Source organism: Variovorax multivorans (genome assembly GCF_051216835.1).
Taxonomy (GTDB): Bacteria; Pseudomonadota; Gammaproteobacteria; order Burkholderiales; family Burkholderiaceae_C; genus Variovorax.
This window is the reverse complement of record NZ_JBPJZL010000025.1, coordinates 18,988-31,971: the sequence shown is the minus strand read 5'-3', so window position 1 is coordinate 31,971 and position 12,984 is coordinate 18,988. Positions and strand designations below refer to the sequence as shown.

The 12,984-nt window shown below is 63.9% G+C and carries 11 protein-coding genes and 1 pseudogene; 8 read left to right on the top strand and 4 right to left on the bottom strand.

What is annotated here, in order from left to right; translation table 11 throughout:
- The first annotated feature begins 7 nt into the window (after positions 1 to 7).
- From ACSFCA_RS34695 to ACSFCA_RS34665, 7 genes are all read left to right on the top strand, one after another.
- Positions 8 to 1,222, top strand: a complete 1,215-nt coding sequence (locus ACSFCA_RS34695; protein WP_435462725.1) for a CaiB/BaiF CoA transferase family protein — start codon at positions 8 to 10, stop codon at positions 1,220 to 1,222.
- A 986-nt stretch (positions 1,223 to 2,208) separates the two neighbouring features.
- Complete coding sequence (locus ACSFCA_RS34690) at positions 2,209 to 3,216, top strand: helix-turn-helix transcriptional regulator (RefSeq protein ID WP_435462724.1); 1,008 nt, start codon at positions 2,209 to 2,211, stop codon at positions 3,214 to 3,216.
- 159 nt (positions 3,217 to 3,375) lie between these two features.
- Positions 3,376 to 6,834: a two-partner secretion domain-containing protein gene (locus ACSFCA_RS34685; RefSeq protein ID WP_435462723.1), complete on the top strand. Its 3,459-nt coding sequence runs from the start codon at positions 3,376 to 3,378 to the stop codon at positions 6,832 to 6,834.
- Between the two features lie 90 nt (positions 6,835 to 6,924).
- Positions 6,925 to 7,635 carry a ShlB/FhaC/HecB family hemolysin secretion/activation protein gene (locus tag ACSFCA_RS34680; protein WP_435462722.1) on the top strand — a complete coding sequence of 237 codons (711 nt, stop codon included), beginning with the start codon at positions 6,925 to 6,927 and terminating at the stop codon, positions 7,633 to 7,635.
- A 179-nt stretch (positions 7,636 to 7,814) separates the two neighbouring features.
- Positions 7,815 to 8,204, top strand: coding sequence for an IS1096 element passenger TnpR family protein (locus ACSFCA_RS34675; protein WP_435462740.1), 390 nt, complete (start codon positions 7,815 to 7,817; stop codon positions 8,202 to 8,204).
- Entirely contained in the window at positions 8,201 to 8,338 is a 138-nt protein-coding gene (locus ACSFCA_RS34670) for a hypothetical protein (RefSeq protein WP_435462721.1), read from the top strand. Before ACSFCA_RS34675 ends, ACSFCA_RS34670 begins: the two co-directional genes overlap by 4 nt.
- A gap of 68 nt (positions 8,339 to 8,406) precedes the next feature.
- Positions 8,407 to 8,673: a hypothetical protein gene (locus ACSFCA_RS34665; protein WP_435477477.1), complete on the top strand. Its 267-nt coding sequence runs from the start codon at positions 8,407 to 8,409 to the stop codon at positions 8,671 to 8,673.
- An 89-nt stretch (positions 8,674 to 8,762) separates the two neighbouring features.
- Here the strand turns inward: ACSFCA_RS34665 and ACSFCA_RS34660 are convergent, their stop codons facing one another.
- From ACSFCA_RS34660 to ACSFCA_RS34650, 3 genes and pseudogenes are all read right to left on the bottom strand, one after another.
- Positions 8,763 to 9,173 carry a transporter substrate-binding domain-containing protein gene (locus ACSFCA_RS34660; RefSeq protein ID WP_435462719.1) on the bottom strand — a complete coding sequence of 137 codons (411 nt, stop codon included), beginning with the start codon at positions 9,171 to 9,173 and terminating at the stop codon, positions 8,763 to 8,765.
- A 1-nt stretch (position 9,174) separates the two neighbouring features.
- Positions 9,175 to 9,771, bottom strand: a complete 597-nt coding sequence (locus ACSFCA_RS34655; protein WP_435462718.1) for an amino acid ABC transporter permease — start codon at positions 9,769 to 9,771, stop codon at positions 9,175 to 9,177.
- A gap of 158 nt (positions 9,772 to 9,929) precedes the next feature.
- Positions 9,930 to 10,338, bottom strand: a pseudogene (locus tag ACSFCA_RS34650) (transposase family protein); the annotation flags it as partial.
- 216 nt (positions 10,339 to 10,554) lie between these two features.
- Between ACSFCA_RS34650 and ACSFCA_RS34645 the strand changes: the two are divergent.
- The gene (locus ACSFCA_RS34645) at positions 10,555 to 11,550 is read left to right on the top strand and encodes a helix-turn-helix domain-containing protein (RefSeq protein WP_435462717.1); all 996 of its coding nucleotides are present in this window, start codon (positions 10,555 to 10,557) and stop codon (positions 11,548 to 11,550) included.
- A 661-nt stretch (positions 11,551 to 12,211) separates the two neighbouring features.
- Here the strand turns inward: ACSFCA_RS34645 and ACSFCA_RS34640 are convergent.
- On the bottom strand, positions 12,212 to 12,982 hold the full coding sequence (locus tag ACSFCA_RS34640) for an SDR family NAD(P)-dependent oxidoreductase (RefSeq protein WP_435462716.1): 771 nt from the start codon (positions 12,980 to 12,982) through the stop codon (positions 12,212 to 12,214).
- Between the last annotated feature and the right edge of the window lie 2 nt (positions 12,983 to 12,984).

Below are 12,984 nucleotides of genomic sequence, written 5' to 3'. Positions count from 1 at the left end.
ACAAGCAATGCGTGGTGCGCTCAGTGGCATTCGGGTGGTGGACCTATCTCGCGTGTTGGCGGGGCCCTTGTGCGCGCAAATGCTTGCGGACCATGGCGCGCAGGTGATCAAGGTGGAGCCGCCCGGCGGCGACGACACCCGCACGCTAGGTCCGCCTTTCGACAGCCACGGCGATGCGTCGTACTTCGGCGCCGTCAACCGCGGCAAGGAGTGCATCAGCATCGACCTGTCCAGGCCCGAGGGGCGGCGCGTGCTGGAGCGGCTGCTGGCGGACGCCGACGTGCTGATCGAAAACTTCCTGCCCGGCACGCTGGAGAAATGGGGCATCCCCTACGACGGCTGGATCAAGGAGCGCTTTCCGCGGCTCATTCACTGCAGCATCAGCGGCTTCGGCGCCGACGGTCCCTTGGGCGGTCTGCCGGGCTACGACGCAGTGCTGCAGGCGATTTGCGGGCTCATGAGCATCAACGGCGATGCGGCCAGCGGCCCGACGCGGATCGGCGTGCCGATCGTCGACCACCTCACGGCCTACACCGCGCTGTCGGGCATCCTGCTCGCGCTGCAGAGCCGCCACGCCTCGGGCCGGGGACAGCAGGTCGAGGCGACGTTGTTCGATGCTGCGCTGAGTCTGTTGGTCCCGCATGCGGCCAACTACTTTCAATCGCAGAAGCAGCCGGGGTTGCTTGGCAGCGCGCATCCCAACATCGCGCCCTACGACCGCTTCGCCTGCGAGGACGGCGAGATCTTTCTGGGCATCATGAACCGTGGCCAGTTCAAGAAATTCTGCTTCGTGGTGGAGCGGCCTGACCTGGCGCTGGACAAGCGCTTCGCCGATAACGCCCGGCGCCTCCAGCATCGGGATGCGCTACGAGCAGAGATCGAACGCGCCATCGGCCACCGCGCGCGAAAGTGGCTCTGCGATGCGTTGATGGCGGCGGGGGTGCCGGCAGCGCCGGTGCATTCGGTGTCGGAAGCCCTTGCCCAGCCTCATGCAGCGCATCGCGGGATGCTCGTCGCGCGCGAGGGTTACACTGGAATCGGTCTTCCTGTCCGGTTGCACGGCACGCCGGGTTCATCGGGCGCCAATCCGCGACCTTTCAATTCAGACGCCGTCTTCGTCTTGCAGTCGCTCGGATTCAACGCATTCGAGATCGATCAGCTCTTTGCCGATGGTGTCTTGCCTGCGCCGAAGCTGGGTGCTAAACATGCGACGCAGGCGTGAGCCATCTGACGGCTTGTGTGTTGGCGGCTCTCGCAGTGCGCCCGCGATGCCGAACCTGGAGTCGGTGAAGACCTTTTGGATAGATGTCGACTGACCCACGCGGCACGCCAGCATCTTCGAACTCTTTCGGAAGTTTTCCAGCTACCACTGCGTCCCCAACTTGCCGAAGGCTTTTTAGCTTCCGCAACCCCAGACGCTCAAGAAGCATGCCCAAAGGCTTCGAGAGCAGGGCACCTTCGCAGCTTCCGGCTGCCAGAAGCACATCGGACGGAGAGCGTGCGCGTCGCAGCCTGGAGGCCAGACCGCGCAACCGATGCAGGCCATGTCCAACACGGGCGGAACGCTGGCCTTGACAGTTCGCAGGGACTCGCTGCTGCGGTGGCGACGATGCATCTGGCCAATGACTGCGTCACGCTGTCGCACTTGACGCGCCTAACCCAGTCCCGAATCCGATCTCACATGCGCTTGATCTTCGCGCGGAGGCGTGTCAAGGCACTTTCGAGTCAGCAGGCGACATCACGGGCTGGTCGCAGCAAGCGTCGTTGCAACTTTCGATGTGAAACACGCCTTGAAAGCGCTTTGCCGGTTTCGGGGTGTTCGCACGACAAGCGCCCTATGCTTCAAGCGCCTTGATCATTCTGGTCGGAGTCTATGTCAGCTATCACGGGCTGCAGTCTTTGTATGCTGCAGGCGCTTTCTAGAAAACACGCGACGGGATTTCTCCCTTTATTTCGTCGCAGATGCCACCTTCAACGCGCAAGGCCGCCAATGCGCTGCGTTGAACGGAGCCTAACATTTAAGCATTTGAGCCGACGCTCTGAGCTGTCGGTGTCGATGCGGATTGACCAGACCGTCGAGCCGGCCCTATTCGCCCGCGCGCAGAAATCAGTGCGGGTGTAATACTTGCGAACAGGGCCGGAGCCATGCCGGGGCATGGTACCTCGTACATATCGGCACCAATTCAAACCCGTCGCATTGAAATCATCATGCCCTTCGACTTACCCGCTCTCGCACCCAAGGACTTTTCGCGTCTTTCCGCGGACGCCCGAACGCTGACTTCGCCAGCGTTCCGCGAGCGCCTGCTCGACGAGTTGCAGAACCGCTTTGGCTGTACCCATGTCGCGATCAACACGGTGCACCTGAGTGGTCACGTCAGTTCTTTCAGTCGCGGTTTCGTCGAAGAAAAGATGGGCGATGCCTGGGTGGAGACAGCAGGCCCCGAGCAGGACCTGCTCAGCCGCCGCATGTTGGCGCAGCCGGGCCGCAGCGTCATCGTTGACTGGTCGGACGCCGAGCTTCAATCGCCTGCGGCCACGCCGGCGCGCGCGTTCATGCAGCGCTTCGGCATTCACCATGCATTGGGCATTGCGCTGCAGATCCAGGGCGCGCAGGGGCTGACGCTGATCTCGATGTGTCGGCGCGCGCTGGCGCAACCCTTCGGTGACGCCGATGCCGCACTGCTGGACGGCGCCGCCGGCTACTGGATGGAAGCCTTGATGGTCAACCGCCTGCGCGTCAATCTGGCGCAGAGCACGCGCGACAGTACCGAGACACCGATGGCGCTGGCCACGCCCGATGGCTGGCTCATCTACCCGAACGCCGCATTCATGACCGCGTGGGCCGCCATGGCCGCCATCGATGGCGGCCCGCAAATGCCGCGTGTGCCCGAAGCCTGGCTGGCTGGCAAGGCCGAGCCGGACTCCATCCTCTCTGCCCAGGGCTGGACGCTGCGCAGCACCAGCGTCGAGGACGGATTGCGCATCGAGCTGCGCCGCCCCGAAGTGCCGAGCGCCCTGGCAACGCTCACCGAGCGCGAACACCAGGTGGCGAAGCTCTATGGCCACGGCCACAGCCACAAGGAGGTCGGGCGCACCTTGTCGCTCGCGCCCAACACGGTGCGCGCCCATCTCGGCCGGATCTTCGACAAGCTGGCCATCCGCTCGCGCGCGCAACTGCGGCAGATGCTGCCGTTCTCCGACTCGAGTTTTCTCTGAAGCACAGCCGCCGTCCCGGCGGCAATAGCGCAAAGTGCGCTAGCGACTGAATCCCTTCCCGAGACTACGGTACCGACTGCCCGGACAGCCAATGCCGGATGCGCACTTGCGCCAACAGCCGATGCCTCCGCGTCCAGGAGGCGCACAAGAGGGATCGTCGTGAAAATCAGAATTCGGCGGGGCGCCGTGTGCGCACTGGGCCTCGCGTTGTCCGCTGCGGGCGTCTGCGTGCGCGCGGCGCCCACCGGTGGCGCGGTAGCGGTCGGCTCCGGCAGCATCAGCCAGAACGGCGGCGGCACGACGATCACGCAGACCAGCCAGAACCTTGCGATCAACTGGGCCAGCTTCGGCATCGCCGCAGGTGAGCGCGTGGCCTTCGTGCAGGCGGGTGCCGGTGCCATTGCGCTGAACCGCGTGCTCGGCAGCGAGGTCTCCCGCATCGACGGCAGCCTCACGGCCAACGGCCAGGTGTGGATCCTGAACCCGAACGGCGTGCTGTTCGGCGCCGGCGCGCAGGTCAGCGTCGGTGGCCTCGTGGCCTCCACGCTCGGCCTGAGCGACGCCGACTTCATGGCCGGCTCGCGCAGCTTCAGCGCCGGCGGCAATCAGGGCAGCGTGATCAACCAGGGCAGCCTGACCGGCGGCTATGTGGCGCTGCTGGGCAAGCAGGTGAGCAACGAAGGCACGGTCATCACCGCCAACGGCACCACCGCGCTGGCCGCGGGCGACAAGGTGACGCTGAGCTTCAGCGGCAACCAGTTGCTGTCAGTGCTGGTGGACGGCGGCACGCTGAACGCACTCGCGCAGAACAAGGGCTTGATCCGCGCCGACAACGGCAGCGTGATCCTCACCGCCACCGCCAAGGACGCACTGCTGGGCACCGTGGTCAACAACGAAGGCGTGATCGAGGCGAAGGGCATCGATGCCAGCAGCGGCACCATCAAGCTGCTGGGCGGCATGAACGGTGGCACGGTCCGCGTCGGCGGCACGCTGGATGCCTCGGCCTCGGGCAGCCGCAAGGGCGGCTTCGTCGAGACGAGCGGGGCGCACGTCAAGGTGGCCGACAGCGCCCGCATCGACACGCGGTCGCAAGGCGGCCAGACGGGCACCTGGCTGATCGACCCCAGCGACTTCACCATTGCCGCGAGCGGCGGCGACATCACCGGCCAGACGCTGGGCAACCAGTTGGCCAGCACCGACGTGAGCATCGCGTCCAGCGCTGGCGGCACGGCGGGCGCGGGCGACATCCACGTCAACGATGCGGTGAGTTGGAGCAGCGACAGCAGGCTGACGCTCAACGCCGTCAACAACATCAACATCAACGCCGCCATCACGGCTACGGGCAACAGCGCCGGACTGGTACTGAACCATGGCGACTATGCGAACACGGGCAGCGTCGCCGCTGGCACCGACTACAACGTCAAGGCGCCCATCACACTGAGCGGTGCCCATGCCAGCCTGGCCATCAACGGCACGGACTACACGCTGATCCGCGACGTTGCGGGCCTGCAGGCGATGAGCGGCGATCTCAACGGTCATTACGCGCTGGCCGGGAACATCGACGCCAGCGCCACCGCCGGATGGAATTCGGGGGAGGGTTTCATTCCCGTGGGTGACTACAGCATTCCGTTCAGGGGATCGCTCCACGGCCTGGGCCACACTGTCGCCGGGCTCACCCTCGACAGCTCGCTCACCTACGTCGCGCTGTTCGGCTCCACGAGTGGCAGCACCTTGCGCGACTTCGGGCTGATCGACGGCAGTGTCCGGGCGACTAAGGACGATCTCGCCTATGTCGCCAACCTGGTCGGCGCGGCGATCAATACCACGATCGACAACGTCTTCGCCACGTCCGACGTGGCGACCAACACCAGGAACGCCTACGTTGGAGGCCTGGTCGCAGAACTCGATGGAGGTAGCCTTCGAAACAGCTACGCCACCGGCAATGTCTCCGGGACGGGCACCAATTCCTACGTCGGCGGCCTGGCGGGCGTGGTCTACCTGAATTCCACGGTCAGCAGCGCTTACGCCACCGGCGACGTGAACGGTACCGGCTACGGCACCCAGGCAGGCGGCTTGATCGGCTATGCCTACGCTTCGACCGTCGGCGACGTTCATGCCACAGGGCGTGTCACAGGCAATAGCATCAGCGGCGGCCTGGTCGGGTCTTCCGACGGGACCACGATCAGCAACGCCTATGCCACCGGCGATGTGGCCGGTGGAGAAGGCGTCCGCAATGGCGGCCTGATCGGCGTGTCCCTGGGCACCACGATCAATAACGCCTACGCGACCGGCGCAGTGGTTGGCTCGCAAAGGTCGGCCAATGGCGGACTGATCGGTTATGCCGACGAAGGTACCGTCATCAGCAACGCCTATGCCACCGGGAAGGTCACTGCATACGGGGACGAAACCACGAACGGTGGACTGATCGGCTATGCCTACGAAGCCCGCGTCGACAACGTCTACGCGACCGGTGCGGTCGAGGGCAATGGAAGCGAGGGCACCAGCGGCGGGCTGATCGGCACGAGCTACGGGGGCAGGATCGGCAGTGCCTATGCAGTTGGCAACGTTTCCGGCGGGGCCTATGCGGGTGGCCTGGTCGGCCATAGCGACCAGACCGTGCTCAGCAATGTCTATGCCTCTGGCGACGTCAGTGGCGGGGATTTCGGCGGAGGGCTGGTCGGGAACGCATCAAGGAGCACCGTCAACGATGCGTATGCCTCCGGCAGTGTCTTCGCAGGGAACTATGCGGGCGGTCTGATTGGCGTCAACGCTCTCGGCACGATCAACCGCAGCTATGCGAGCGGGACGGTCAGCGGCGACCTCACGGTCGGTGGACTGGTGGGATACAACGTCGCCGCGGGCGCGGGCACCGGGGTCATCACGGCCTCCTTCTGGCTGGCGAGCAATACCAACAGTGGCCTGGGCATCGGCATGGACAGGGGCACGGTCGACACCCTGACCCGAGGCCTGAGCGGCTCCGAGGCCAAGAGCCTCGACACCTACACTGCCGCCGGCTGGGACATGGGTTCCAGCGGCGGCACGAGCACCGCCTGGCGCATTTACGAGGGAAGCACGGGGCCGCTGCTGCGCAGCTTCCTCAAGCCGCTCACAGTGACCGCCGCCGATCTCACCGGCAAGGCCTACGATGGCACGGTGGCCAGCGGCAGCACCGGGTACAGCCTGTCGGACCCATCGGCCGTCCTGCTCGGCAGCGGCCTGAGTTACAGCACGAGTTCGGCCGACATCGGAAGCTACCGCAGCGCCGACGGCACGCTGCGGCTCTCCTCCGGCCTCTACTCGACCCAGCAGGGCTACGACATCAGCTATGTGGCGGGCCCGTTGACCATCCGCGAGGCCGCCGGCACCGACGTCCCGACGATGCCATCCGAGCCCTCGCCGCAGGCAAGCCCGCCGGAGGCCAGCCAGCCCAGTACCAGCCCCGGCGTTCCGGTCATTGCCGCCCCCAACACCCGCCTGGCCGAAGCGCAGCAGATCGCGCAGAGCGACCGGCCGGCGCAGGAGCCCTCGCGACACGCCGCCAACGGCACGCTCCAATTCAGTGTCCAGGACTGCGGCCTGCGCGTGGCCCCCGGCCAAGCCTGCAACGCCAGCGAGTGAGACGCCAGACCCCATGCACCAGCCTTTGCTGCGCTTCTTCGCGCGTCTTTCCTTCATTCGCCTTTCTTCCCTTACCTGCGCCATCCCTTCGTGCGCAGCCGCACGACCAACTGGTACGGCCAACTGCAATACGACGACAAGTCGCTGAAGGATGCCATCGGCAGCACCGCCACGCTCGCCCGGAACGACCTGCACAACGTGGTGCTCGGGCTCAACGGCGAGTGGCAGGACGGCTGGTTCGGTGGCGGTGGCAATGCGCTGGCGCTCAACCTCGTGCGAGGCCGCGCGCAGCTCGATGCCAGCAGCTTTCTGCAGGACGCGGCCAGCGCACGCAGCGCTGGCTCGTTCACCAAGCTCGGCTATCAATTGCAGCGGCTGCAGGTGCTGGCGCCGGGCCTGGGGCTCGCCCTGAGCGCGACGGGCCAGTTCGCGAACCGCAACCTGGTGTCGGCCGAGAAGTTCAGCCTCGGCGGCAGCCAGGGCGTGCGCGCCTTTGCCCAGGGCGAGGCCAACGGCGACGAAGGCTGGCTGGCCAGCGCGGAGCTGCGCTGGCAGCCGATGCCCGGCTGGCAGTTCAAGGCCTTCTACGATGCGGGCGGCGTCAAGATCAATCGCCGACCGTGGACCGATGCAGACAACCAGCGTCGCCTGGCCGGTGCGGGTCTGGGGATGGGCTGGGCCTCGGGCAAGACGGCCTTCACACTCACGGCGGCGTGGCCGACCCGGCGCGACGCGGCTGTGCTCAGCGCCCGCTCCCAGCACGGGGGGCGCTTCTGGGGGCAGATGACAGTTGCGTTCTAGAAATTTCGGTGTACACCCGTACGGGTGGCCTCACGTCGGCCTGGCTGAGCTGTAATCCATGTTTCAAGTGATGGGGGCGTGAACTTGCAGCTGATGAAGAGTCCCTCCGTAGTTCTGCAGAGTCGTCAGACGGCGCCATGGAGAAAGATTGCGGCGCAAGATTAATTCCAAATTCTTAAATCTATTCGGATGAGAACCGAATTCCAGCCTCTCATTTTTGGAGGCAATCCCGAGTGGAGCCCTTTCCCGAGGCCTTGGCGCTCGTCAAACTCAACCGAGTCATCCAAGCTGCCATGGGCTGGAACAACCCGCACCTTCACGACTTCACGATTGAAAACGCTACGGCAGGAGGGGACCATCGAAGTCCTGATGAGGGTGACCTGCTGAACCACGCCCACGTCCAGTGGCTTGCCCTCTCTGTCCAGAATGCATGCAGGGACCTGCGATGCCCATGTGAGATAGTCGTACTGCTGCCTGATGTTCGTGATGGCATTGAGCAGGCTGACGCTGACGATTTGCGCCTGGGTCTGCCGCCACTGAAGCCGATCGTGAAGCCTGGCTCAAGGTGAGCCGCGCGTACATCAACACGATCGCGGAATTCAAGACCGAGTTCGCGCATGCCGGCCGCGAGGCCAAGGCCGAGTTCATCGAGATCCTCGTCGGCCAGGTCCGGGCCAGGCTGTTCGAAGGCGGTGCAGCATGAGCAACGATCACTAAGTCACTGACGAACGTGTGCTCACGGCGGTTGCGGAGCTTGTTGGAGCGGGGAAGATGATCACGGACTTGACCGTTTGCAATGCCCTCGCTGACAGTCCAATGCGGTTCAAGGACTTGGCGCAAAAGTTCCTGCCGAACCCGAGCAACCTAGCCTACGGACTGCGAACCGCCTACGTGCACATCCGAACGGCAGAGATCAACGGACTTGTCTGCGAGTCCGACCATGCCTCCAGCGACAACGCGTACCAGCTCACCAACGCCGGCCGCCACATCGTTGATGACCAGCGTCACCGGCCCACGCGCCCACACGGTCTTGGCTGAGATCGAGGCAGATGCGAAGAAGGGCGGTGCAGCGTGAGCGCTCATCTCACCCGAGCCGAGCGCCGGGCGGCAAGTCACGAGGCGAGGTTTTACGCGGATGCGGCGGTTGCCGCTCGATTCCCAGACTTCAGGGTGATGCAGGCTTTCATTGATGCGCCAGCTGGATGCCTCAACGAGCTCGAACTTGAGGAGCGCGTGGGCGTTACTCGGAGGGCGCGCGACGATGAAGCAGAGATGAGTTCATGGTGCTTGGCCCCGGTCACCGGCACGATCTCGACCTTGACCCCGAGGTATTTGCCCATCAGCCGCGCGAAGTCGGCGTCCAGCCCTTCGGCCTCGCCGTTCGTCTTCATGACGCCAAAGGGCGGCAGGTCCACGAGCATGCCGACCTTGAGCGTGCCGGCCTTGACGATGTCGTCCACGCTCTGCGCGTAAACGGCCCCGGTACCGATGGCCATGGCGCCGATGAGCGCGAGTTTCCGAATCCAGTGGGCTGGCATGTCATGTCTCCTGTTGTAGATGTGAAGCGAAGCGGGCGCCGGTCTGGAGGCGGCGCTCCAGCCTTTGGCTGTACCAGGACAGTGGCCAGCAAATGCAGAAGTAGATGGCGGCCACGACCAGGAACACGGTGAGCGGACGGAAGGTCGCGTTGTTCACGATCTGGCCGCTGCGCGTGAGTTCGACGAAAGCGATGCTCGCGGCGAGCGAGGTGTTCTTGATCAGTTGTACCAGGAAGCCCATCGTCGGTGCGATCGCGATGCGCGCGGCCTGCGGCAGGGGCACGAGCGCCATGCGCAGCCAGTTCGGCGGGCCCAGCGCCTTGCTTGCCTCGTCCTGTCCGTGCGGCACTGACTCGATGCAGCCGCGCCATATCTCGCCCAGGAAAGCCACCGCATTCAACGTGAGCCCGAGCGCGGCCGAAGCGCACCCTCCGTAGCCTGACTGCGTGATGCGTGATGCGTGATGCGTGATGCGTGATGCGTGATGCGTGACCTTGCCGATCAATCGGCCCGGCGCCCGGCCAGGCTCTGCTACCGCGACGCTGATGCCGTCTTTATGGACATCCAGGTCCACGTGAAGCTTGATACGCTCTTCCATGGTTGGTCTCCTTGTTGCCGACGACGCAAGTCACAGCATGTAGCTCTACACGCCTCGGCGTGCAACCTACGATGTTGGAGACCGGCCGCCTGTCCGGGCAGGCGACCATCATGTCTAGGGCCTGTTAACACAACCGAAGTCCGTTGGCGGTCAACGCGAAAGCTGATGAAGCCGAGGAACATCACGTCGAACTTCTCGAAGCGAGAGAAGATTCTGCGGAAGCCCTTCAGGCGCCGGAACAGTCGCTCGACTTCATTGCGGCGCTTGTACGCTTGTACATCTCTCGGTCGTACTCCCATGGCTCGACCCGGGTCTTCAGCGGCGGCACTATGGGGATGAATCCAAGGTCGAGCGCCAACTGCCGCGTCTCGTTGCCTTCGTTGGCCCACCCAATCGGCGCAGCAAGGCTCGCCCTTCTGGTCCGCCGTGTGCCTGTCCGGGCGACAGCGAGAACGTTATGGCCGTTCGCGTATCTGCGGCAGCCATATGAATCTTGGTGTTCCATCCACCTCAGATTTGCCGATGGCCTGTGGCCCGTTTTTTTAACGCGCCAGTTTCATCCGGGTGCCCTTGATTCTGTCCAAACTGCGAGCACAGCAAGACTTGCCCAGCGTCCTCACTTTTCGGGGCGCGCAGTTTGGCGGGGCCAACTCTGTCCGGGTCTTGCTTCGCTGCAGCGCATGACAGAATCGCCGGGCGTCGCTGGGAATAACCCCCATTGGCGGTCGCGATCGCTACGAGTAAAGTTGAACCTCGGTGCAAGCCATCATAGGCACACTGGAGATGCTGTTTGTGACCCAACTCATTGCGCCCGACGACGTACCCCACTGGATACCCGGCCGGCTGACCCTCGACAGTGCGCCGGTCGGATGGGAGCAAGTCACGCTCAAGGGCTATCACTATGAATCCATTGACGTTGCCATTCCCTCGATGCGCGACTACATGATCGTACGTTACAAGTGCGACGATGCAGTCGTGAGCCGGCGCGCTGGTGGCCCTTGGCGGAGCGAGAGGGTCAGGCGGGGCGTGTTTTCCCTGCTAACCCGCGGCGAATCGTCGCAGTGGAAGTGGGACCGTCCGGTCGACGTCACCCACATCTATCTCACGCAGACGGATCTGTGTCGTGTCGCGGAGGACGTCTTCGAGCGAAGCGTCCGTGACGTCGGCATGGAAGACTGCGTACGTGCCGAGGACGGCGTCCTTCTCGGCGTGATGTCCGCCTTCGAGGCTGAACTGGAAAGTGGCGGGCTCGGTGGCCATCTCTATCGGTCGGCCCTTGTGGACCAGCTTTGCGTTCACCTGTTGCGCCGCTATGCCAGGGCCGGAGTCCGGGAACTGCCGCTGGCCGGCCGCATGGCCGATTGGCAACGGCGGCGCCTTGTGCAGTACATAGAGGACAATCTGGATCGGAACTTCAAGCTTGACGAGATGGCTCGCGAGGCCAGTGTCAGCGTCTCCGGGCTGATCCGCAAGTTTCCCGCGGAGTTTGGCTGCTCACCCCATGCCTACGTTCTGCGCCGGCGTTTGGAGCGCGCGCAGCGGCTCCTCGGCCGTCCGGTGGCCATGCCACTGAAATGCATTGCCGCGGACTGCGGCTTCTCCGACCAGAGCCATCTGTTGCGCCACTTCAAGCGGGCGTTCCAGCAAACCCCCGTGCAGTACCGGAGCACGATCACTGGGAGGTCCGTGTCACCGCTCGAGCCTGACAACTTCATCGACGATGCCCCTGGAATGGCTGAGCCGAGACCCATCAGAAGAGCGTCAGGACGCGCAGATTGACCTGGTTGTTGACCTTGAAGCGTTCGCGCACCTTGATGTCGCGGCCATAGGTCGCCACCAACTGGACGGTCGGCGCGGCGAACCAGTCGACGCCGTCATTGAACTTGGTCGTTGCCTGCCGGTTGTCCTGATCGACGTACAGCGAGTCCAGTTTGGCCGGCTTGAAGAAACGTTGATAAGGACCCTGCCCTTCCCATTTGGAAAGGCCCTGCGTGAGTGACCCTTAGCTGGTGGCCTGGCGACATTCCTCAGGTGGCTCACGTGTTGAGCCAAATGCGAACGAGGATGGTTTCACCGCAAAAGGACCAACCCTGGCGATGAGCCTCCCAGGCTATTTGCCCGTGTGTCGTCAAAATCGGATCGTGACGATGCGTCCCTCGGCTCGTCGCAATTGCGCGGCGTCCGGCCCTCACCAAGAGAATCACCTCTTACCCGTGGCGGAAGCAGGTCGAGATCACCAGACTTGATCCGGATATCTCGCAGGCATTGAAGAAGTAAAGCCATCGTCGGGCCCGTTTGATGATGAAGTCACTCGTCCACAGAGCCAAATGCGTTCACGTGACTGAAGTTCGTCGCCAATCAGGAAATGCAGAGTTCACGGCACACCTTGATGTCTTTGAAAGCAGCATCGATTACATCACCGATGCCGCAGCCGGCACGGTCAACCGGCGGTGTAACCGCCGTCGATCACTAATTCAGATCCGGTCATGAAGGTGGTTTCGTCAGACGCCAGGAAGAGAACGCCGTTCGCGATGTCTTCGGGCAGACCGACGTGACCAACGGGGTGCTTCGCATCCATGGCACTGCGAAACTCCTTCATGTCCAGACCTGCGTCCAGACCGAGCCTTTCTACCATCGGGGTCCAGATGTAGCCGGGGTGAACCGAGTTCACACGAATCTTGTCGGCGGCGTACAGCAGTGCATCGTTCTTAGTCATGCAGCGCACCGCGCCTTTGGATGCGTGGTACGGCGGCAAGTCGCTTGCGCCGACGAGGCCGTACACCGACGACATGTTGATGATGCTGCCGCCGCCGGCAGCGCGCATGTGCGGCACCCCATGCTTTGTGCATAGGAACACTGCGGTAGAGTTAATTGCAAACGTGCGGTTCCAGTCCTCAAGGGTGACCTCGTGGGTTGGGACGTTAGGGCCCGCAATGCCAGCGTTGGCCACCAACACGTCAAGCTTGCCGAAGGTCTCGACCACATCAGCGAACACCCGCGCGACGTCAGCCTCGGCGGTGACATCCACGTGCCAGTACTGGGCCGTGCCGCCCGCAGACTTGATCGACGAAACCAACGTGGCGCCTTTCGCGTCCTGAATGTCGAGCACCGCCACCTTGGCACCTTCGCGCGCTAGCAAGGTGCTGATCGCGCCGCCAATCCCTTCCACGCCACCGGTCACGATGGCCACTTTTCCATTTACTCTTCCCATGA

Bases quoted from the DNA above. Each gene is read 5' to 3' on its own strand.
- ACSFCA_RS34655 (WP_435462718.1), bottom strand. From the start codon at position 9,771: ATGGAAGAGCGTATCAAGCTTCACGTGGACCTGGATGTCCATAAAGAC.
- ACSFCA_RS34695 (WP_435462725.1), top strand. From the start codon at position 8: ATGCGTGGTGCGCTCAGTGGCATTCGGGTGGTGGACCTATCTCGCGTG.
- ACSFCA_RS34640 (WP_435462716.1), bottom strand. From the start codon at position 12,982: ATGGGAAGAGTAAATGGAAAAGTGGCCATCGTGACCGGTGGCGTGGAA.
- ACSFCA_RS34645 (WP_435462717.1), top strand. From the start codon at position 10,555: ATGCTGTTTGTGACCCAACTCATTGCGCCCGACGACGTACCCCACTGG.
- ACSFCA_RS34665 (WP_435477477.1), top strand. From the start codon at position 8,407: ATGATCACGGACTTGACCGTTTGCAATGCCCTCGCTGACAGTCCAATG.
- ACSFCA_RS34690 (WP_435462724.1), top strand. From the start codon at position 2,209: ATGCCCTTCGACTTACCCGCTCTCGCACCCAAGGACTTTTCGCGTCTT.
- ACSFCA_RS34660 (WP_435462719.1), bottom strand. From the start codon at position 9,173: ATGCCAGCCCACTGGATTCGGAAACTCGCGCTCATCGGCGCCATGGCC.